At 71.7% G+C, this 20738-nt stretch carries 17 protein-coding genes and 2 pseudogenes; 10 read left to right on the top strand and 9 right to left on the bottom strand.

Going from position 1 to position 20738, the window contains the following annotated elements:
* Nucleotides 1-200: 200 nt before the first annotated feature.
* Nucleotides 201-1304: a LacI family DNA-binding transcriptional regulator gene (locus HP507_RS10895; protein WP_254701061.1), complete on the bottom strand. Its 1104-nt coding sequence runs from the start codon at nucleotides 1302-1304 to the stop codon at nucleotides 201-203.
* A gap of 229 nt (nucleotides 1305-1533) precedes the next feature.
* On the opposite strand from HP507_RS10895, the gene HP507_RS10900 reads away from it, so the two are divergent.
* Nucleotides 1534-1686, top strand: a complete 153-nt coding sequence (locus HP507_RS10900; RefSeq protein ID WP_175351810.1) for a hypothetical protein — start codon at nucleotides 1534-1536, stop codon at nucleotides 1684-1686.
* A gap of 98 nt (nucleotides 1687-1784) precedes the next feature.
* On the opposite strand, the gene HP507_RS10905 is transcribed toward HP507_RS10900, so the two are convergent.
* Nucleotides 1785-2486 carry a GntR family transcriptional regulator gene (locus HP507_RS10905; RefSeq protein ID WP_175351811.1) on the bottom strand — a complete coding sequence of 234 codons (702 nt, stop codon included), beginning with the start codon at nucleotides 2484-2486 and terminating at the stop codon, nucleotides 1785-1787.
* Nucleotides 2487-2603: 117 nt separating this feature from the next.
* Here HP507_RS10905 and HP507_RS10910 point away from each other — a divergent pair, with 117 nt between their 5' ends.
* Nucleotides 2604-3749: an MFS transporter gene (locus HP507_RS10910; protein WP_175351840.1), complete on the top strand. Its 1146-nt coding sequence runs from the start codon at nucleotides 2604-2606 to the stop codon at nucleotides 3747-3749.
* Between the two features lie 64 nt (nucleotides 3750-3813).
* A complete protein-coding gene (locus HP507_RS10915; RefSeq protein WP_175351812.1) occupies nucleotides 3814-4854 on the top strand; it encodes an NAD-dependent epimerase/dehydratase family protein in 1041 nt (346 codons plus the stop codon).
* Nucleotides 4855-4953: 99 nt separating this feature from the next.
* Here the strand turns inward: HP507_RS10915 and HP507_RS10920 are convergent, their stop codons facing one another.
* Nucleotides 4954-6111 (bottom strand): baeRF2 domain-containing protein, encoded by a 1158-nt coding sequence (locus HP507_RS10920; protein WP_175351813.1) that lies wholly within the window; start codon nucleotides 6109-6111, stop codon nucleotides 4954-4956.
* A gap of 188 nt (nucleotides 6112-6299) precedes the next feature.
* Here HP507_RS10920 and HP507_RS10925 point away from each other — a divergent pair, with 188 nt between their 5' ends.
* The 4 genes and pseudogenes from HP507_RS10925 (at nucleotide 6300) to HP507_RS10940 (ending at nucleotide 12748) form a co-directional block, all read left to right on the top strand.
* On the top strand, nucleotides 6300-7664 hold the full coding sequence (locus HP507_RS10925) for an ABC transporter substrate-binding protein (RefSeq protein ID WP_175351814.1): 1365 nt from the start codon (nucleotides 6300-6302) through the stop codon (nucleotides 7662-7664).
* Nucleotides 7661-8578, top strand: a pseudogene (locus tag HP507_RS10930) (carbohydrate ABC transporter permease); the annotation flags it as partial. The gene HP507_RS10925 and the pseudogene HP507_RS10930, both read left to right, overlap by 4 nt.
* Nucleotides 8579-8827: 249 nt before the next feature.
* A complete protein-coding gene (locus tag HP507_RS10935; RefSeq protein ID WP_175351841.1) occupies nucleotides 8828-9736 on the top strand; it encodes a carbohydrate ABC transporter permease in 909 nt (302 codons plus the stop codon).
* Nucleotides 9733-12748: pseudogene (locus HP507_RS10940) on the top strand (glycoside hydrolase family 2 TIM barrel-domain containing protein). Before HP507_RS10935 ends, HP507_RS10940 begins: the two are co-directional and overlap by 4 nt.
* A gap of 25 nt (nucleotides 12749-12773) precedes the next feature.
* Here the strand turns inward: HP507_RS10940 and HP507_RS10945 are convergent.
* On the bottom strand, nucleotides 12774-13196 hold the full coding sequence (locus tag HP507_RS10945; RefSeq protein ID WP_175351816.1) for a DUF3151 domain-containing protein: 423 nt from the start codon (nucleotides 13194-13196) through the stop codon (nucleotides 12774-12776).
* 275 nt (nucleotides 13197-13471) lie between these two features.
* Here HP507_RS10945 and HP507_RS10950 point away from each other — a divergent pair, with 275 nt between their 5' ends.
* Complete coding sequence (locus tag HP507_RS10950; protein WP_175351817.1) at nucleotides 13472-15049, top strand: ABC-F family ATP-binding cassette domain-containing protein; 1578 nt, start codon at nucleotides 13472-13474, stop codon at nucleotides 15047-15049.
* An 8-nt stretch (nucleotides 15050-15057) separates the two neighbouring features.
* Here HP507_RS10950 and HP507_RS10955 read toward each other — a convergent pair whose 3' ends face one another.
* Nucleotides 15058-15747 (bottom strand): SDR family oxidoreductase, encoded by a 690-nt coding sequence (locus HP507_RS10955; RefSeq protein ID WP_175351818.1) that lies wholly within the window; start codon nucleotides 15745-15747, stop codon nucleotides 15058-15060.
* Nucleotides 15748-15881: 134 nt separating this feature from the next.
* Between HP507_RS10955 and HP507_RS10960 the strand changes: the two genes are divergently transcribed.
* On the top strand, nucleotides 15882-16601 hold the full coding sequence (locus HP507_RS10960; RefSeq protein ID WP_175351819.1) for an RNA polymerase sigma factor: 720 nt from the start codon (nucleotides 15882-15884) through the stop codon (nucleotides 16599-16601).
* A 36-nt stretch (nucleotides 16602-16637) separates the two neighbouring features.
* Here the strand turns inward: HP507_RS10960 and HP507_RS10965 are convergent, their stop codons facing one another.
* The 3 genes from HP507_RS10965 to HP507_RS10975 are packed head-to-tail and all read right to left on the bottom strand — an operon-like array spanning nucleotide 16638 to nucleotide 18667.
* A complete protein-coding gene (locus HP507_RS10965; RefSeq protein WP_175351820.1) occupies nucleotides 16638-17120 on the bottom strand; it encodes a DedA family protein in 483 nt (160 codons plus the stop codon).
* A 47-nt stretch (nucleotides 17121-17167) separates the two neighbouring features.
* Complete coding sequence (locus tag HP507_RS10970) at nucleotides 17168-18199, bottom strand: YihY/virulence factor BrkB family protein (RefSeq protein WP_175351821.1); 1032 nt, start codon at nucleotides 18197-18199, stop codon at nucleotides 17168-17170.
* A gap of 3 nt (nucleotides 18200-18202) precedes the next feature.
* A complete protein-coding gene (locus HP507_RS10975; RefSeq protein ID WP_175351822.1) occupies nucleotides 18203-18667 on the bottom strand; it encodes a hypothetical protein in 465 nt (154 codons plus the stop codon).
* Between the two features lie 63 nt (nucleotides 18668-18730).
* Between HP507_RS10975 and HP507_RS10980 the strand changes: the two genes are divergently transcribed.
* Nucleotides 18731-19471 (top strand): MBL fold metallo-hydrolase, encoded by a 741-nt coding sequence (locus HP507_RS10980; RefSeq protein WP_175351823.1) that lies wholly within the window; start codon nucleotides 18731-18733, stop codon nucleotides 19469-19471.
* Between the two features lie 161 nt (nucleotides 19472-19632).
* Here the strand turns inward: HP507_RS10980 and HP507_RS10985 are convergent, their stop codons facing one another.
* The gene (locus HP507_RS10985; RefSeq protein ID WP_175351824.1) at nucleotides 19633-20676 is read right to left on the bottom strand and encodes a Gfo/Idh/MocA family protein; all 1044 of its coding nucleotides are present in this window, start codon (nucleotides 20674-20676) and stop codon (nucleotides 19633-19635) included.
* Nucleotides 20677-20738 lie beyond the last annotated feature (62 nt).

The raw sequence follows: 20738 nt of genomic DNA on the forward strand, positions 1-20738 counted from the left end.
GACTCTCCAAGGCCCAGGAGGCGCGGCTCGGCCCCGCACCGCCGGTCCGCCCGGTGTGGACCGCGCCGGCCGCGGCGAGTGGACGCGACATGCCGCTCAGGTCCGCCGAGCGGGCAGAGGGCGTCGCCTGCGTACGCCGAGCACGACGTATTTCGCCCGCTCGGGGAACCGGGGAACCGGCCGACCGGCGCGGCAGCCGCCTAGAGCGTCGGCGGGCAGCTCTCGCGCAGCAGCACCTCGACCGGCAGCCGTGTCGCCCGCGGCGGCCCCTCGCGGCGCTCCAGCCGGTCGACGATCGCTCGCACCGCCGCTCGTCCGAGCTCCCCCATCGGCTGGTGCACGGTCGTGAGCCGCGGCGACGAGAACCGCCCCGCGTCGATGCCGTCGAACCCGGTGACGACGAGGTCCTCCGGTACCCGGACCCCGCGCGCCCCGGCAGCGTCGAGCACCCCGAGCGCCGACTGGTCGTTCGAGCAGACGATCGCCCTCGGGACGGACTCCCCGTCGAGCAGCTGCGCCGCGAGTTCCCGCGCGCGGGCCCGACCGAAGTCGCCGTGCACGACCCGCACCGACGACACCGGGACCCCGTGGTCGTCGAGCGCCTGGCGGAACCCGGCCGATCGTTCCATGTCGTCCGGCGAGTCGATCGGCCCCGCGAGGTACGCGAGCGATCGGATGCCGAGCCGTCCGATGACGTGCGAGCCGAGCGTCCGCATGCCTGCCGCGTTGTCGACGCTCACCGAGTCGAACCCGTGCGAGCGCCGGTCGTCCGCGAGCACGACGACGGGGATCCGACGCGCGACGTGTTCGAGCAGGTCGTCGGGCACCGTCTGCGCGAGCACCGCGAGTCCGTCGACACGGCCGGCGACGTCGTTGACGATGACGTCCCGGGAGGACCCGCGCCCCGCCGCGACCATCAGCGCGAGGCCCCGCTGCCAGGCCTCGGTCTCGGCACCGCGGAGGACCTCGTCGAAGTACAGGTTCGACGAGAACGGCTGCGTCACGTGCCGCCGGTCGTCGACCACCCGGACCCCACCATCGGTCACGAGGTCGGGTCGCTCGTCCGGCACGACGTCGAACCCGGGCAGCAGGAGCCCGACCACACCGGTCCGCTTGCCCGCGAGCGCTCGGGCATTGCCGGACGGCACGTACCCGAGGGTCCGGATCGCCGCCTGGACACGGTCGCGAGTGCCCTCGCGGACGGCGTCGGGCGTGCGGAGCACGCGGGAGACCGTGGCGATCGAGACGCCCGCAGCGGAGGCCACGTCGTAGACCGTGGGAGGTGCGGTGCGCTGCTCGGCCAAGCCGTGCCTCCCGTCCGACGTCCGCTGCATGCGTGCCGCGAGCCGTGCGGCCGGACCATCCTAGGCATGGTGCACGTCGCGGCTTTTCCACATGCTGCGAATGGCCCTTGCGCAATGCGGACAAGCGGGGCCACACTGTCACGACCTCAGTACGTCCCGTGAGGAAGCGCACCGGCGGGCCGGGTGCCCGCGTTCGATCACGATGCCCACGCAGGGGAAGGACGACATCATGTCGCAGTCGACTCGTTCCGGGAGCAAGTCCGCGCAGAAGCTGTCGCACGACGAGCAAGAGGTCAAGGACGCGCTGCTCGACCGTTCCAACGGCAGCGCGCCGTGGATCTTCGACCAACTCGACGCCGCCGAGGACCGCGCGACGCCGTAGGTCGCGTCCGGTACGGCCCTCGACCTGGAGGCACGGTGCGGCCCCGCCCCGCGCCGTGCCCCGTCGGGACGGTCGCGTCGCGGTCCGGTCGAGACGCCTCAGCGCTCGGTGCTGCCCACGATCGCCATCCCGGCACCGCGGAGCCGCCGGCGCTCCTGCGCGATCCACGCCAGCAGCCGGTCGTTCGTCCCGGCGACGTGTGCCGCGAGCAGCTCGGCCGCGCGGTCGGCGTCCCCGGCACGGACGGCGTCGATGATGGCGCTGTGCTCCTCCCACGCGGCGTCGCGGGCCTCGGGCGTGCGCACCTCGATCCAGCGGGTCCGCTCCAGGCGGGTGAGCGCGTCGGCGATGGCGTCGGTGATGAACCGGTTGCCGCCGAGCGCGGCGAGGTCGAGGTGGAACGTCGACCCCATCCGGATGCCCGCCTGCTGATCGGGCGTGGGCCGGAGGGTGTCGAGGTGCGCGCGGACCTCGGCCAGCTGTTCCTCGGAGGCGCGGGTGACGGCGAGCCGTGCGGCGGCGGGTTCGAGCACGCCGCGGAGTTCGGCGAGGGAGGCGATCTCGTCGAGGTCGATCGGGGTGACCGTCCACGAGCGACCCTCGTGCAGGATGAGCCCCTCGCGTTCGAGTCGCGAGAGCGCGGCGCGGACCGGCGTCCGCGACGCGTGGAACCGCGCCTCGAGCCCCCGTTCGGAAATCCGCTCCCCGGGAGCGATCTCGAGCGTCAGGATCGCGGCGCGCAGGTTGTCGTAGAGCTGGGTCGTCTGCGACACGGGCGCTGCTTCGGTCGTCTCGGTCACGGCGAATCAGCCTAGTAGCGGAAGTGCTGCGATGGTATACCGTTTTGGTATACCAAGCAGTTCCACCGCTGAACGAATCGGGACGGCCCAGTGCACACACCCACCCGCGCCTGGACGATGCTGACCCTCGGCGTCGCCGCCCAGGCCGCCGGCACCCTCGTGGTGTCCGCCCCCGCGCTGCTCATCCCGTACCTGCACGCGGAGGGTACGCCGCTCACCCTCGCCGGCTTGCTCGCCGCCACCCCGACCTTCGGCATGGTGCTCACGCTCATCGCCTGGGGAGCGATCACCGATCGCGTCGGCGAACGCGTCGTCATCGCCGGCGGACTCGTGCTCACGACGCTCGCGGTCGTCGGCGCGTGGGCGGCCGCGGGCGACCCGGTGCTGCTCGGTCTCGCGTTCGTCGCCGGCGGCATGACGAGCGCCTCGACGAACGCCGCGAGCGGCCGGGTCGTCGTGGGGTGGTTCCCGAAGGAGCGGCGGGGGCTCGCGATGGGCATCCGGCAGATGTCGCAGCCGCTCGGCGTGACGCTCGCAGCCGCCACCGTGCCCCAGCTCGCCGAATCGGACGGCATCCGGGCTGCGCTCGTGCTGCCGGTCGTCCTCTGCGCGGTGCTCGCCGTGCTGTGCGCCATCGGCATCGTCAACCCGCCGCGTCCCGCCCGAGCCGACGCCCCGGCGGAGCACGTCGCGAACCCGTACCGGGCGAACGGGTTCCTCTGGCGGATCCACGCGGTGTCGATCCTGCTCGTGGTGCCGCAGTTCACGCTGTCCACGTACGGCCTGGTGTGGCTCGTGGGGCTCGGGTGGTCGACGCCGGCGGCGGGACTGCTGGTCGGAGCGTCGCAGTTCGTCGGGGCGATCGGCCGGATCCTCGTCGGCGCGTGGAGCGACCGCGCGGGCTCCCGGGTCGGACCGCTGCGGATCGTCGCGGTGAGCGCTGCCGTCGTGATGGGACTGCTCGCACTCGTCGACACGACGCACTTCGCGGCCGCCGCGGTGTTCCTGGTCGTCGCGACGAGCGTCACGGTCGCGGACAACGGGCTCGCGTACACCTCGGTGGCCGAGGCTGCTGGACCGTTCTGGTCGGGTCGGGCGCTGGGCGCGCAGAACACGGGGCAGTTCATCGCGGCGAGCGCCGTCGGCCCGGGCGTCGGCGCGCTGGTGGGCGCGCTCGGCTTCGCAGCGTCGTTCTCGATCGTCGGCGTCCTGCCGCTCCTGGCGCTGCCCCTGGTCCCGCGCCGCGACCGCTCCCACGACTGACCCCGATATCGTTCCTCGGCATATCTTCAGTCTTATATTCTGTATTTCACCTACCATGTTGTATATGAACCGCGGATTGATCGGCATCACCGGGCGGGGCGGCCTCATCGGGTGGCACCTGCGCGCGCTGCTCTACGCCCGGGGGGTGGCCTGGGTCGACATCGATCTGAGGCGAGACGACCCGCTCGACGACGCACACAGAGCGATCGACCATCTCGTGCACGTCGCAGGGATCACGCACGCAAGCCCGGAGGCGGTGCGCGAAGGCAACATCGCGATGACCGAAAAGCTCATCGGGGTCATCGACGCTGCGAGTCCTCGGCTCGCTTCGGTCACCTTCGCGAACTCCGTTCAGTCGCGGGTCGACTCGCCGTACGGCGTCGGAAAGTCCGTCTCCGGAGAGCTCCTTCGAGCCGCGTCGGAGCGCTGGGGAGCCGATTACGTCGATGTCATGATCGAGAACGCGTTCGGGGAGCGAGGTCTCCCTCACCACAACACCGTCACTTCGACCTTCTGCCACCGCGTCGTCCGTGACGAGCCGTTGACCGTGGCGACGTCCGACGAGCGCGTGTTCGTGCACGCGCAGGACATCGCTGAGGCGCTCGCGGGGTCGATCTCCCACGAGGTTCTGCACGGTCGCGGTACGCGATTGGCGCTCCCCGACCTGGCCGGCCGCATCCGCTCGTTCGAGCGGCATCGACGCTCCGGCACCGTCCCGCCGCTTCCGACCCGGTACGACGTCGATCTCTGGAACACGCTCGTCTCGTTCGCGTTCGGCGCGGACGGTGGGCACGCTCCCGGCAGCGCCGAGATGACCGATGGAGAACTCCTGTCGCTCGGTCCGGACGACTCGGTCCAGCTCGGATTCCGACGTCGAGCGTCGCAGCGTGTCGTCCTGACGTCCGGCCGCGCCCGCCTCGATGCGCGGTGCGTGTTGTCGGACGAGCAACGAACCATCGACCTCGGTGGAGCGGAGCCGACGGTGGTCGACGTTCCGGCACTCTGGACATGGTCACTCACGAACGCCGGGGATGCCCCCGCGAGCGCGCTCGTGACCGCCATCGGCTCACGTTCGTCCGAGGAGGCGATGACGGTGGGCGTCTGATCCGCACGCTGTCTCCACCATGCCTCGAACCGGGCGCGACGGACTGGAGGCGCGGCGCCAGCCGGCACCGCGCCTCCAGTCCGTCAGCCGGTCACCGCATCAGGCGGGTACGGCCGGTCCCACCGGCCACCGCAGCAGCGCCGCCGCGGCCGCGCCACCGGGGAGCGACGCCGCGTTGACGAGCACGAGCTCCGCGTCCGTCAGCACCGCCGCCCGGACGAGCGCGCACACGGCCGGCACGGCGCCGATCACGGGCGTCCCGGCGGCCTGCTCCGGCGCGGTCGCCACCCACGGAGCACCGGCGAGCGCCAGGAGCGTGCGCTCCCCGACCGCCACGGCGTCGAGCGCGACGACGGCCCCCTGAGCCTGCTGCAGTGCCGCGACCACGGCACCGAGTCCGGTGACCGCGAGGTTGTCGCCACGCCCGACGTGGGTGCGGAGCAGGTCCTCGAGGTCGTGGCGCCGGGTGGCGACGACGCGGGCCAGCGCGGTCTCGACGTGCTCGACGAACGCCTGCTTCGACGCGGTGTCGGCGCGCGGATCGCCGGGGAACACCGAGGTCAGCGCCCGGGTCTCGGCGGCGAGTGCCTTCACCAGCAGCTCGCGAGCGGTGACGTCACCGGCGACCACGACGAGCCCGGGACGGAGGGTCCGGACGGCCTCGTCCACGGCGGCGGCGACCTCGGAGGAGTTCTGCTTCCAGATCTCCTCGGTGTGCTGCTGCCAGTGCGGCTGCTTCCACCCGGTTCCGGCCTTGGCGTAGTGCAGCGTGTCGTTGCGTCCCTGGACCTGCTGCTCCTCCGGCGAGAGCGGCGCGTGCCCGAGCCGGTAGGCGCGGAACGCCCCGCCCTCCTTGCCGGCGTGCACGACCAGGAACGGCAGGTCGACCGGTCGGTGGGCGACGAGCGGCACGAGGTCGGGGACGGCTCCGACACCGACGGACTCGGGTCCGTGCAGCTGGCCCGGCAGGACCTCGCTCAGGACCAGTGCGCCGTCGTGGACGAGCACGTAGCGCGCGACGGGCGACGGGACGCCGGGTTCCTGTTCGAACTCGCCGGCGATCACGTCGACGACGTCGTCGGCGGCCCCCTGTGCGCGGAGCGACTCCTCCACGGCACGGAGCTTGAGCGCCGCCTGCCGTCGGGGGTCTTCCACGTTGCCGGAGACGTCGGCGTAGGCCCATGCCCACGAGCCGTCGCCCTCCAGCCGCTGTCCCAGGATCCCGTGCAGTTCGCTCGTCGCGTTGGTCGACGTCATGGCAGCTCCTCTCGGACGGTCGCCGGGGCTGTCACGGACCCCGACGTTTCGTGTGCGCCCACACTTCACCTGCTCGTCGGTCCACGTTCTCAGTCCGGAGGGAACGCCCAGGCCCTGAGGCCCACCGGTGCTCGGTCTTGTGGTTGGGTGGAGCGAACCCCGCTCGACGACGAACCGGAGTCCAGGCGATGACGCCACCCCCGAACCGACCGTCCATCTCCAGACGACGACTGCTGGGCTTCGGCATCGGCGCCGCCGCGAGCGGACTGCTCGCCGGCTGTGCGGTACCGGGTTCCACGAACGTCAACAAGGCGGCGCTCATCCCCGCGGCATCGAGCGGGCAGAAGGTCGAGCTGACCTACTGGGCGTGGCTGAAGGACCTGCAGAAGGTCTGCGACGTGTGGAACGAGACGCACCCGGACATCCGGGTGAACGCCAACTGGATCCCCGGTGGCACTGCCGGCGGGTACCAGAAGATGTACTCCGCGCTCGCGGCCGGGGGCGGCCCGGACATCGGGCAGGTCGAGCTCCGGCAGATCCCCGAGTTCATGCTGGCGAACGGCCTGGTCGACCTCGCCCGCTACGGCGCGAAGGACTGGGAGGCGAAGTACGACGACGCCGCCTGGGCGCAGGTGTCGTTCGTGGACGGCGTCTACGGCATCCCGCAGGACACCGGTCCGATGGGCTTCTACTACCAGACCGCGCTCCTCGAGCAGGCCGGCGGTGAACCGCCGAAGACCTGGGACGAGTGGCGCGACCTCGCCGAGAAGGTCCGGAAGACCGGGTCGCAGAACTACCTCGAGGTGTTCCCCGTGTCCGACGCCTCGCCCTTCGCCGCGTACGCGCAGCAGGCCGGGGCTCGCTGGTTCAGGACTGACGGCGACGAGTGGGTCGTGGACATGACCGACGACAAGACGCTCATGGTGGCGGACTTCTTCGACGGGGTGATCGACGCGAAGCTCGTCGACACGAGCGCGGGTGCCTACTCCCCCGGCTGGTACGCCTCGGCGGCGAGCGGCAGGATCGCGGCCGTCACGAGCGCGAGCTGGGGCGACGCCCTGATCGAGTCCGTGCAGGGCGGCGAGGGCAAGTGGAAGGTCGCCCCGATGCAGACCTGGGGCGACACGGGCTTCGGCTCGAGCGCGATCGGCGGCTCGACGGCGGCGGTCCTCGCCAACTCGAAGCACCCGAAGGAGGCGCTCGAGTTCATCACGTGGATGACCACGTCGAAGGAGGGCATCGACGCGATGATCAAGTACTGCGGCATCGGGTGGTCTCCGGCGAAGGACTACATCGGCGCGCAGCGCGAGAAGCCGAGCCACTGGTTCTCCGGGCAGAACTACAACGAGGAGGTGTTCGTGCCCGCCGCGAAGGAGCAGAACGTCGACTGGTCGTGGTCGCCGGTCACCCAGTCGGCCTTCACGAGCCTGCAGAACCAGTTCCGCCGCAAGCTCACGAGCGGCCTGAAGCTCACCGACGCGGTCGAGCTCGCGCAGCGGGAGATCGTCCAGTCCTTCACGGACAAGGGCCTGAGCGTCAGGACGGCACGATGAGCGCCACGCAGCCGAAGAACGGCTTCCGCACCTCCACGAAGGCCACGAGCGCCCAGAAGCGCGCCCCGTGGATCCTCCTCGCACCGTTCCTGGCCCTGTTCCTGCTGACGTTCGTCATCCCGATCATCAGCGCGCTCTTCCAGTCGTTCACCACGGTCGACCGCAAGGGGCTCTTCGGCGAGGACGGCGTCGTCGGCCGGTTCGCCGGCTTCGACAACTACGTCACCGCTCTCAACGACAACGGCTTCGTCGCGTCGATCGGCCGCATGCTGCTGTTCGGCGTCGTGCAGGTCCCGGTGATGATCATCGCCTGCACGATCCTGGCGCTGCTGCTCGAGTCGGCGAGCGCCCGCTGGCCCGGGTTCTTCCGCGCGGTCTACTTCATGCCGTACGGGGTCCCGGGCGTGATCGCGACGATCCTCTGGTCGTTCCTGTACGTCCCCGGCCTGTCGCCGATCGTGTCGCTGCTGCAGTCGATGGGACTGCAGCCGGACTTCCTCGGCGCGAACAGTGTGCTCTGGTCGATCGCGAACATCGTCACGTGGACCTACACCGGCTACAACATGCTCATCATCGTGGCGCAGCTGAAGTCCATCCCCGGCGAGGTGTACGAGGCCGCGAAGGTGGACGGCGCCGGACCCTTCCAGGTCGCATGGCGGATCCAGATCCCGCTCATCGCGCCGGCCCTGGTGCTCACCACGGTGTTCTCGATCATCGGCACGCTGCAGCTCTTCGCCGAGCCGCAGATCCTGTCGACGGTCGCCCCGGCCATCGACACGGAGTACACGCCGAACTACGCCGCGTACACGAACGCGTTCGCGTTCAACGAGTACGGCGTCGCCAGTGCGCAGGCCGTGATCATCGCGTTGGCCGCCTTCATCCTGTCGTTCGCGTTCCTCGCGCTCACGAACCGTCCGCCGAAGGACGAACGCGACCGGAAGAAGCGTGCGAAGCGGGACGGTCTGGGCCCACGCCGCCGGTACCGGACCGACGCGCCAGCGGCGGGCCGGCCGAGCCGGTGGGGAGAGGCACGGCGTGCGCTCCAGACGCGCGCATCTGCTGTCCGCGCGGTCACGTCCAAAGCCGACCCGGGCCTCCAGTCCGGTCACGCCGCGACCGCGGAAGGGGACTGACCGATGACCAGCGAAGCCATCGAGGCGCCCGTGACCAAGCAGGCCGCCGAGCCCGTCGACACCACGTCGATCTCGGCGCACCAGCGCCGCAAGCTCGACCGCTCGCCCGGCTCGCAGATCGTCGTGACCGGCATCCTGGTGATCGTCGCGATCTACTTCCTCGTGCCGCTGTACTGGGTCGTCATCGCCGCGACGAAGACCACCGGGGCGCTCTTCGCCACGAACGGGTTCTGGTTCGGCGGGGAGTTCTCCCTGTTCAGCAACATCCAGCAGGTGTTCACGTACGACGGCGGCATCTTCGTCCGCTGGATCCTGAACAGCGTGCTGTACTCGGGCGTCGGCGCCGTCCTCGCGACGTACTTCGCCGCGGCCGGTGGGTACGCGCTCGCGAAGTACGAGTTCCGCGGACGACAGCTCGTGTTCGGGACGATCCTCGGCGGCGTGCTCGTGCCGGGGACCGCGACGGCGCTCCCGCTGTTCCTGCTGTTCTCGACGCTGGGGCTGACCGACACGTACTGGAGCGTGCTCATCCCGAGCCTCGTCTCACCGTTCGGCCTGTTCCTCTGCCGCGTGTACGCGCAGGCGTCGGTGGACACGGCGCTCCTCGAACAGGCCCGCATCGACGGTGCCGGTGAGCTCCGGATCTTCCACACGATCGTGCTCCGCCAGATGACGCCGGCGCTCGTCACGGTGTTCCTGTTCCAGGTCGTGGGCATCTGGAACAACTTCTTCCTGCCGCTCATCATGCTGGCCGACCAGAAGCTCTACCCGATCACACTGGGACTGAACAACTGGCGCTCGCAGGTGGACCGGCTGCCGGAGTTCTACCAGCTCACCACCGGCGGAGTGCTCGTCTCGGTCATCCCGCTCGTCATCGCCATCATCGTCCTGCAGCGCTTCTGGCGCGGGGGCCTCACGGAAGGATCGGTCAAGGGTTGACCAGTTCTGCAATCTCCTCCACCGCCCCTGGTTCGGACACCCGGCTCGCCCCGCGGGCCTGGCTGCACACCGACGCCCCGTCGCTGTCGCTGAACGGGGAGTGGGACTTCCGGTGGTCGCCGGTGGCTTCCGTTCCCGAGCCGTCGCCGGACGACGAGTGGGGGCTCGATCCCGGTGCCGGCGCACTGGGTCCTGCACGGACACGGCGCGCCGAGCTACACCAACCTGCAGTACCCGTTCCCGATCGACCCGCCGCACCCGCCCGAGGAGAACCCGACGGGCGACTACCGGCGCACGTTCGAGGTGCCGCCGTCGTTCGACGCGGCCGCCCGCGTCCTGCTCCGGTTCGACGGGGTCGAGTCGCACTTCCGGGTGTGGGTGAACGGGTCCCTCGTGGGGTGGTCCACCGGGTCCCGGCTGGCGACGGAGTTCGACGTGACGTCGCTCATCGTCGCCGGGCCGAACGAGATCCGGGTCCGCGTGCACCAGTGGTCGGCGGCCTCGTACCTGGAGGACCAGGACCAGTGGTGGCTTCCGGGCATCTTCCGCGACGTCACGCTGCTGGCCCGTCCGACCGCCGCGATCGACGACGTGTTCGTCCGCGCGGGGTGGTCGTCGACGCTCGGGGACGCGGCGACCGCCGGGACCGCCGCCTCCGGACGGCCGTCGACCGGCACGGGGACGATCTCGTTCCCGACGCTCGACGCGGTGTTCCCGGTGCGGTTCACCGTGCCCGACCTCGGCGTCGACGTGGTGTGGCACTCCGCTTCCGACGTCGTGCCCGTCGACATCGGGGGTGTCGAACCGTGGAGCGCCGAGCTCCCGAAGCTGTACGACGCCGTCCTCGCGTCCGGGACCGCTGCCGGTGGCTCCGCGGGCGGGGAGACCGTGTCGCTCCGGCTCGGGTTCCGCACCGTCGAGATCGTGGGCGACCGGTTCCTGGTCAACGGCGAGCGCGTGGTGTTCCACGGCGTCAACCGGCACGAGACCCACCCTGCCCGCGGCCGCGTCTTCGACGAGGAGCACGCCCGCGCGGACATGGCGCTCATGAAACGGAACAACGTCAACGCGATCCGGACGTCGCACTACCCGCCGCACCCGCGCGTGCTCGACCTCGCGGACGAACTCGGCTTCTGGGTGATCCTGGAGTGCGACCTCGAGACGCACGGGTTCATCTTCACCGACTGGGTCGGGAACCCCTCCGACGACCCGGCGTGGCGGGACGCCTACCTCGACCGCATCGCCCGGACCGTCGAGCGGGACAAGAACCACGCCTCGATCGTCATGTGGTCACTCGGCAACGAGTCCGGGACCGGCCGGAACCTCGCGGCGATGTCCCAGTGGGTGCACGACCGCGACGCCGAGCGCCCGGTGCACTACGAGGGCGACTACACCGGCGACTACACGGACGTGTACTCGCGGATGTACCCGACACTGCAGGAGACCGAGTCGATCGGCGGCGGCCCGGCGACGCCCCTGCTCGGCTGCGGACCGGCCGAGGCGGCACGGCAGCGCTCGAAGCCGTTCATCCACTGCGAGTACGTGCACGCGATGGGCAACGGCCCCGGACAGATCGCCGAGTACGAGGCGCTCGTCGACAGGTACCCGCGCCTGCACGGCGGCTTCGTGTGGGAGTGGCGGGACCACGGCCTGCTGGCGAAGACGGCGTCCGGCGAGGACTACTACGCGTACGGCGGCGACTTCGGCGAGGTCGTCCACGACGGCAACTTCGTGATGGACGGCCTCGTGCTGCCGGACGACACCCCCACCCCGGGACTCGCGGAGTTCGCCGCGGTGGTGGCGCCGATCCGCCTGTCGATCTCCGACCGCACCGTGCTCATCGAGAACCGGTTCCACTCGGCCTCGACCGCCGGACTCCGGTTCCGCTGGACGCTGGCGCGGAACGGCGTCGTCGAGCAGGACGGCCGGTTCACGCCGGGCGTCGTCGCCGCGCGATCGTCCGCGACCGTCCCGGTACCGGACGCCGTCCTCGAGGCGGCCGCGTCGACGCCCGCACCCGGCGAGGAACTGTGGTTCGACGTCACCGCGGAACTGGCGGGCCCGACCGCGTGGGCGGACACCGGCCACGTCGTCGCACGCACCCAGACGCTCGTCGCGAGCCGGACGGCGGAGGCACCACGCGCCTCCCGGCAGACCTGGGACGGCGACCGTCTCGGGGACGCGACCTTCAGTGCACGCGGCGACCTGGTCGGCTTCAAGGGTCACGAGGTCGCCGGTCCGCGGCTCGAGCTCTGGCGGGCGCCGACCGACAACGACCGGCTGGCGTCACAGGGCGGCTACGAGACGGCCGACCCGGTGCTCACGCACGGTGTCGGCGACCCGTCCGCACCGGCGTCGGCCGTGCGGTGGGCGTTGCGCGGGCTGGACCGGCTGACGCACCGGCTCGTCTCCGTCGACCGGTCGGAGCACGGCCTCGTGCAGCGGGTGCGCGTCGCCGCGGCGAACAGCGGGTGGGGCGTCGACGTCACACACCGCTGGACCCTGACGTCGGACGGGTTGCTGCTGCAGACCGACGCCGTTCCGTTCGGCGCCTGGGACGTCACGTGGCCGCGGATCGGCGTGCGGTTCGACCTGCCGACGTCGTTCGCGTCCGGGGAGGCCACCTGGTTCGGCACCGGGCCGCTCGAGTCCTACGCGGACTCGTCGCACGCGGCGACGGTCGGGCGCTTCTCCGTCCCGGTGTCCTCGCTCGCCGTCGAGTACTCGCGGCCGCAGGAGACCGGCCACCGACCCGGGCTGCGGACGCTGTCGGTCGGGGACCTCACCGTGTCGACCGTGGGCGCGCACCGCGCGGGGTTCACGCTCTCGCGGTGGACGGCCCAGGAGATCGGCCGGGCCGGGCACCCGTACGAGCTGCCGACGCCCGCGGCGACGTACCTGTACCTCGACGCCGCGCAGCACGGCCTCGGATCGCGTGCGTGCGGCCTCGACGTGCTGCCGGAGCACCAGCTGTGGCCGCAGGCGTTCTCGTGGAGCGTGATGCTCGCGTAGTGGTCGGGCGGCGTCCGCTCCTGCGCTACTCCGCTGAAAGGGCGCGCAGCGCCTCCTGGTCGGACGCGTTCAGGAAGTCCGTCAGGCGCTCCGGCTCGCCGGCCTCATCGATCGCTTCGGCCGCCCGGCGCAGCGCGAACAGGGCACGCAGCACGCCACGGTTCGGCTCGTGCGACCACGGCACGGGTCCGGCACCGCGCCACCCCGCCTTCCGCAGCGCGTCGAGCCCGCGGTGGTACCCGACCCGGGCGTAGGCGTACGACTCGAGGGTCGCACCCCGCGCCCAGGCCTCGTCGGCGAGGAGCGCCCACGCCAGACTCGACGACGGGTGCGACACCACGACGCTCGAGACGGGGGCATCGGCCGCGAGGGCCGCGGTCACCTCCGGCTCGGCGGGGAGCAGCGTCTCGGGGTTCGGCGTCGGGTTCGGCAGCAGGTTCTCCGGCATGCCTCCACCCTGTCACCTCTTGCGCCGTGCGGACAGTCGGCCTACCGTGGAGGCCACCCCGTCGTCATCGCGGGGCCGCGGTGCGGGACGACCGGCCGGCGGCACGGATGGCGGTCACGGGGGTTCCCCGACGGAAGAGACGCCTTGCTGGCCATCACCGGTTCTGCTCAGTCCCTGCGCTGACACCGTGATGCGCGCCCCGTCGGGCGCTCCGCCGCCGCGAGCGGCGGGTCCGGTGTCGTGCGCTCAGCATCGACCACCGGGGAGGCACCCGCATGCCCATCAGTCCGTCCGTCGTCCTGAACGACGTCAGCTTCACCTGGCCCGACGGCACCGTCGCGCTCAGTCACCTCACCACCGCCTTCGGCCGGGGCCGGACCGGCCTGGTCGGGAGGAACGGGGCCGGCAAGTCCACGCTCGTCCGTCTGGTCACGGGGCAGCTCCACCCCTCGTCCGGCACCGTGACGACGTCCGGTCGCGTCGACCTCCTCCCCCAGCGACTCACCGCCGACCCGACGGCGAGCGTCACGGACCTGCTCGGCATCCGCCCCACCGTCACCGCGCTCCGCGCGGTCCTCGTCGGCGACGTCTCCCCCGAGGTGTACGACGCCGTCGGAGACGACTGGGACATCGAGGAGCGTGCCGCCGCCGCACTGTCCGGCATCGGGCTCGGGCTCGACGCCGACGACCTCGACCGCCCCGTCGCGACCCTCTCCGGCGGCCAGGCGGTGCTCGTGGCGGTCGCCGGCATCCGGATGCGTCGGGCGCCGGTCGTGTTCCTGGACGAGCCGACGAACAACCTCGACCGTCGCGCGCGCGCCGTCCTGCTCGACATGGTCGACGCGTGGACGGGGGCCCTCGTCGTCGTCAGCCACGACCGGGAGCTGCTCGAACACGTCGACGAGGTGGCCGAGCTCCGCGCGGGCGCGATGACCGTGTTCGGCGGGACGTTCGGCGCCTTCGAGGAGCACCTCGCGGTCCAGCAGGCCGCGGTCGAGCGCGAGGTGCGCGTCGCCGAGCAGCGTCACCGCACCGAGAAGCGGCAGCGCATCGAGGCAGAGACGAAGATCGCCCGTCGAGCACGGTCCGGCAAGAAAGCGGCGGAGGGCATGCCGAAGATCTTCGCGAACGAGATGCGGAAGCGCGGCGAACAGACCGCCGGGCGACTGCGCACCGGGTACGCGGAGGACGAGGCCGCCGCACGCGCGGCGATCAACGAGGCCGAGTCACGGCTCCGGGTCGACGAGTCGATCCACGTGACGCTCCCCGACCCGGACGTCCCCGCGTCACGGCAGATCGCCACGATCAGCGTGCGCGGACGGACGACCGTCGTGCAGGGGCCGGAACGAGTCGCCGTCGCCGGGGACAACGGCGTCGGCAAGACGACCCTGCTCGAACAGCTCGTCGGGCTGGCCGGAGCCCGGGAGCACCCGCTGCCGGACACCGACGCCGTCCCGCACGTGGAACGGATCGGGTACCTGCCGCAGCGCAAGGACTCGCTCGACGACGACGCCTCGGTGTTCGACAACGTCCGGCGGCACGCCCCGCACGCGTCGGACGCCGAGGTGAAGAACCGGCTCGCGCGGTTCCTCGTCCGCGGGGACGCCCTCGAACGGCCGGCACGTGCGCTCTCCGGGGGCGAACGGTTTCGCGTGGCGCTGGCGAGCCTCGTGCTGGCGGACCCGCCCCCGCAGCTGCTGGTCCTCGACGAGCCGACGAACGACCTCGACCTGACGAGCATCGACCAGCTCGTGGACGCGCTCCGGGCGTACCGGGGTGCGCTCGTGGTGGTCAGCCACGACGAGACGTTCCTGGAGCGCCTCGACCTGACGACGCGGCTCGAGCTGCGGTAGCGCGGGCGTCAGCGCCGTCGGGTCGGCCGGATCGCGAGCGACTCGACGGTGCCGCGCTCCGGCAGGTCGACGACCGTGCGGACGGCGGCGGCGACGTCCTCCGGAGCGAGGTAGTAGGCAGTGTCGTACTCCTCGCCGAGCTTCTCGGTGAGCGCGCGCTGCATGTCCGAGTCCGTCCGCCCCGGGTGCACGCTCGACACCCGCACGCCGTTCGGTCGTTCCTCTTCGCGGAGGGCGTCCGCGAAGGCCCGCAGCGCGAACTTCGACGCCGCGTACACGCCGCCGCCGGGGCCGGAGTGGAACCCGGAGCCGCTGTTGATCGGCACGACGATGCCCCTCGCGGCTCGGAGGGCCGGCAGCGCCAGGCGGGTGAGCTCGGCGACGGCGAAGAGGTTCGTCGCGAAGACCTCCTCCCACACGCCGCGCGGGGTGTCCGCGACGGTCGTGCCCCGCTCGACACCGGCGGAGTGCACGAGGACGTCGAGCCGATCCGGGAGCGCTGGGACCTCTCCCGCGCCGAGGTCGCCGACGAACGGCGAGGCGTTCGGCAGTTCTGCGACGAGGGCCTCGACCGCCCCGGCTGTCCGCCCGCCGACGAGCACGTGGTGGGTGCGTCCCAGGTCGAGCGCGATGGCCCGACCGATCCCACGGGTCGCGCCCGTCACGAGGGCGATGGGGAGGGGTGCGGCGTCGGTCATGCGCAACAGCCTACGGACAGCCGGGAATCGCCGGACGGCATATCCAAACAGGTGCGATTCCAACGGACGCTCGGTCCTCAGTAATCTCGGGTCGCTCACGCCGCCGTGAGCCGATCTCCCGAGGAGGAACAAGGGTGCAGGAGCTCCGCTGCGCGACCGATCAGGTGCTCGTCGACGTCGTCCGGTCCGGCGACGGAACGGGTTTCACCGAGCTGTGGCGACGGTACGGTCCGGTCGTCCGCGAGCTCACGCTGGGAGCCGAGGCACGTCACCGGGACGACGTCGAGAGCGAGGTCTTCGTCCGGTCGCACCACCTCATGCGGGCCGACGCCGTCCCCGCCAGCGCGCAGGGCCTCATCGTCGCGACCGCTTACCGGACCCTGGACCTCTGGCGACGGCCGCGTCCCGACGTCCCGCTCGACGAGGTCTCGAGCATCCTCTCCGATGCCGACCGCGAAGCGTGGACGGGGTTCCACCACGACGAGCTGTGGCTCGGGGCGGTCGCGTTCGACTCCCTCTCGGAGCGGTGGCGTGCCGTCCTGCTGCTGGCCGACGTCGAGGGTCACAAACCGCAGGCGGTCGCGCCGGGCCTCGGGATGAGCACGGGCAGCTTCAGCGCACTGGCCCACCGCGCTCGTGACGGCCTGCACCAGGCGTGGATCCGCGAGCACCGGGCGCGGCACCCCACGGCGGAGGGCGAGCACCGTTGGGCGCGCGCGAACCTCGCCCGGTACCTGCGCCACCGCGATGCGCGGGCGCCTCGCGCTCGGGTCGGCGAGCACCTCGGCCGCTGCAGCACGTGTCGTTCGACCGTCGCCGCTGCGACGGGCTTCGTCCGCACGCGCGCGACGTGACGGACGCGGCGGACCGGCACCGCGCCTCCAGGCCGCTCAGACCGACGAGTCCGGAGCGGGACGGCGTCGACGCCGCACCCACCACACGACGACGCCGACGGCGACCGACGCACCCAGGGCGACGACACCCCACGGCGAGCCGGCGAACGCGGCGACGACCGCCCAGAACAGGGCGATCCCGACGGTCGCGGACACGAACGCCCACGCGACGCACCCCGGCACCATCGCGACCGTGTACCGCCACCACGGCACCCGCGCGACACCGGCGGCCGCGTTCACGATCGTCTGCATCCCCACCGTCAGGAAGCTCACCGTGACGACCGGCAGCCCCCAGCGGGCGAGCAACGCCGAACCCCGCCGGACCGCCGCCGACTCGAGCCAGCGCCCCCACCGCGACCGGGACGCACCCGCGACCGCACCGCGCGCCAGCCAGTACGTCCCCTGGGCGCGGCAGAACACCACGACGAAGAGCGCGAGGACGAGCCACCGGAACGGGAGGCCCTCGAGGAAGGACGGCACGCGCGAACCGTAGCCGCGCCGCCCGGGAATCCGCCCCCAGCGGGCCGTCAGTCGCGGTCGGCGTCCTGACGGATCCGGATGCCCTCCATCACGTCCTTCGCGCGCTTCTCGTCCTGCTTGTCGATCTGACGCGTGTCACGCTCGGGGAGCTGGATGTCCTCCTCGGCCCGGATCCCCGCCTGCAGCTCACGGCCACGTTCGATCTCGGCGTCGAACTCGGCGCCGAACAGCAGCGCGTTGTTCGTGATCCAGATCCACAGCAGGAAGACGATGACCCCGCCGAGCGACCCGTACGTGGCGTTGTAGTTCGAGAAGTTGCCGACGTAGAACCCGAACCCGACGCTCGCGATGATCCAGATGAGGAGCGCCAGGATCGACCCGCCGCTGACCCAGGTGAACTTCGGCTGCTTGACGTTCGGGGACCAGTAGTAGAGGACCGCGACGACGACGATCGCGATGACGAGCAGGATCGGCCACTGCACGATCGAGAGCACGGTCACCGCGACGTCGCCGAGACCGATCACGTCACCGAAGCTCTGGGCGAGCGGCCCGGACACGAGCACGAGCAGGCCGATGACGAGCAGGATCACCGTCGCGAGCGTGACGCCGAGCATCGTCGGACGGAGCTTCCAGATCGGACGGCCCTCCCGCACGTTGTAGATGCGGTTCATCGCCCGGCCGAAGGCACCGACGTACCCGGACGCGGACCAGAGCGCACCGAGGATACCGACGATGAACGTGACCGGCGCCGCGGGCGACCGGACGAGGTTCTCCACCGGCCCGCGGATGAGCTTCACGACCTGCTCCGAACCGATGTTCCCGATGATGTCGAGCAGGGTCTTGATCGTCGCGTCCGCCTGACCGACGAGCCCGAGGATCGACACCACGGCCAGCAGGCCGGGGAAGAGCGCGAGGACCGAGTAGTAGGTCAGGCTCGCGGCGAGGTCGGTGCACTGGTCGCTGGAGAACTCGCGCAGCGTCTTCTTCAGGGTGTAGACGAACGTCGGCTTCCGGAGGTCCGTCGGGCTGTCCGGCTTCCGCGCGTCGTCGGGAGCGGGCTTCTGGTCGTCGCTGTCCATCGGTCAGATCCTCTTCGCTCGCTTGGCCGCCTGCTTGCGGGCCTTCTTCGCCTGCTTCGCGACCTTCGCCCACCGCTTGTCGCGGGCCTTGCGCTCCTGCAGGACCGGGTTGCCCTTGTCCTCCTTGCGGGCGAACGCGGGGACGCCCTTGGTCTTCCCGTCCTTGCCCGGCTTCACCGGCTTGAAGACGGGGACCGGCGCCGGCGTCAGGAGCGCATCGAGGCGAGCCGCCGGCGAGTTCCGGATGCGGATGCCAACCACGATCGCGGCGATCCCGGTCGCCGCGGTGATGCCGAGGGCGACCAGGGGCGTCGGGTCCCGGTGCCAGCGCTGCCTCGCCCTCGCGATCGCGAGTCGTGTGCGCGCCGGCACGTCCGCGCGCCGCCGGATCTCGGTCACGGTGTCGGTCATGTGCTCACGCGTGCGGACGTTCGCGAGTTCGAGCTCGGGGAGACTGTCCTTGGCCATGCATCGTGCCTACCAGGAGGAGACCGTTCCTGCGTCCAGCCGAGGACGCCTACGCTGCGCCCCATGCTCTTCCGGGACGTCGCCGAGGGGATCCACCGCCTCGAGATCGCACACACCAACACCTACTTCGTCGAGACCGGCGACCAGCTGCTCGTCGTCGACGCGGGGCTCCCCGCCGCGTGGCCGCACCTGCTCCTCGCGGTGCACGACCTCGGGTACTCCCCGGCGCGGGTCGAGGGACTCCTGCTCACGCACGGACACTTCGACCACGTCGGGACCGCTGCCCGGATGCACCGGGAGTGGGGCACGCCGGTGTACGTCCACCCCGGCGACCGGGAACTCGCCGCGCACCCGTACTCGTACCGTCCGCAGACGAACCGCTTCGGCTTCGTCGCGCTGCACCCTGGCGGGCTGCTGCCCCTCGGCCGGATGCTGGTCGCCGGCGCCGCGACCGTCGGCGGCATCGCGGACACCGAGCCGCTGGAGTCGCGGGCGGACGTCCCCGGGTCCCCGTGGATCATCGAGACGCCCGGGCACACCGACGGGCACGTGGCGCTGCACTTCGCCGCTCGCGATGCCGTCATCGTCGGGGACGCCCTCGTGACGTTCGACCCATACACCGGTGGGATCGGGCCGCGGGTCGTCGCGCCCGCCGCCACGGCGGACGTCGACACCGCGGTCGCGTCGCTCGACCGGCTCGTCGACACGGAGGCGAAGCACGTGCTGCCGGGCCACGGCCCCGGCTGGTCGCTCGGTGTCCGGTCCGCGGTCGCGCAGGCACGCCGCGCCGCAGGCGCCGCGTAGCCGCCGCGGGCGCCGCCGCGAGTTCTCTCCCGCGAAAGCGACAGTGTGCCGCCGGACTCCGGCGGGACACTGTCGCTTTCGCGGCACGAGTCGCGCCCGTCTCGGGCCGCGACGCGACGGACGGGAGGCGCGGGGCGGGCCCGACCCGCGCCTCCGGTCCGTCAGACGGGGACGACGACGTCCTCGGGCAGACCCGAGACGGCGGAACGCCCGGCAGCCTCCATGAGCGCGAGGCTCCGCAGGTTGTCCCGACCACTCGTCTCCGGAGCCGCACCGCCCTCGACGGAGCGCGCGAACGCCTGCAGCCCGCCCTGCCGATCGGTGTGGGGCAGCGCCGGCAGTTCGACGGCCTCGGCCTCGTCGTCCTGCGTGCGGCGGACCGTCACCCGGTCACCCGCGACGGCGTTCGGCGCACCCGAGCGGCTCGTGAACCACAGTTCGCCGTCCTCGCCCTGGATGCTCCACTCCCCGGCCCAGGCGGTGCGCGGGCCCCGGCTCAGCCAGCTGCCGCGGTAGCTCACGACGAGGCCGCCCTCGAGCTCGATGATCATCGACGCGACCGCTTCGTCCTGGTACTTGCTGTACGACGGGTACGACGCCTTCGCGTACACGCGCACCGCTTCGCGACCCGTGACCATCCGGACGAGGTCGAAGTGGTGGATGGCCATGTCGTTGATCATGGCGTGCGGGAACCGGTAGTGCGGGTGCTCCTCGAACGCGAGGTCGTTGTCCCACTGCCGGAAGTCGATGTCGATCGCGGAGAGCTCGCCGACGGCGTCCTTCGCGAGCAGGTCCTTGACGACCCGGGGCGCCGGGTACCAGCGGTAGTTCTGGCTGACCTGCAGGACGAGCCCGAGCTCCTCGGCACGGCGGACCGCGGTCACGGCCTCGTCCGTGCTGTTGGCGAACGGCTTCTCGACGAGGACGTGCTTGCCGGCCTCGAGCGCCTCGAGCGCGAGCGGCACGTGGGTGACGGCCGGGGCGGTGATGACGACCGCGTCGGCCTCGACGGCGGCGAGCGCCTCGGTGAGGGACGCGAACGCGGCGGACTGCGGCAGCCCCAGATCCTCCTGCACGGCGAGCAGGGTCGCCGGGACCGGGTCGACGAGCCCGACCACCTCCACTTCGGTGACCTCCGGGATGGCGGTGCGGGCCCAGTTGCCGCCCCACCCTCCGAGACCGACGTGGATGATCCGGACCGTCATGCGTGCACTCCCTCGTGGCTGCCGCGCCACGACTGCCGCGGCGCGTGCCTCCAGTCTGTCAG

The sequence above is a fragment of the Curtobacterium pusillum genome (genome assembly GCF_013359865.1).
Lineage (GTDB): Bacteria > Actinomycetota > Actinomycetes > Actinomycetales > Microbacteriaceae > Curtobacterium > Curtobacterium pusillum.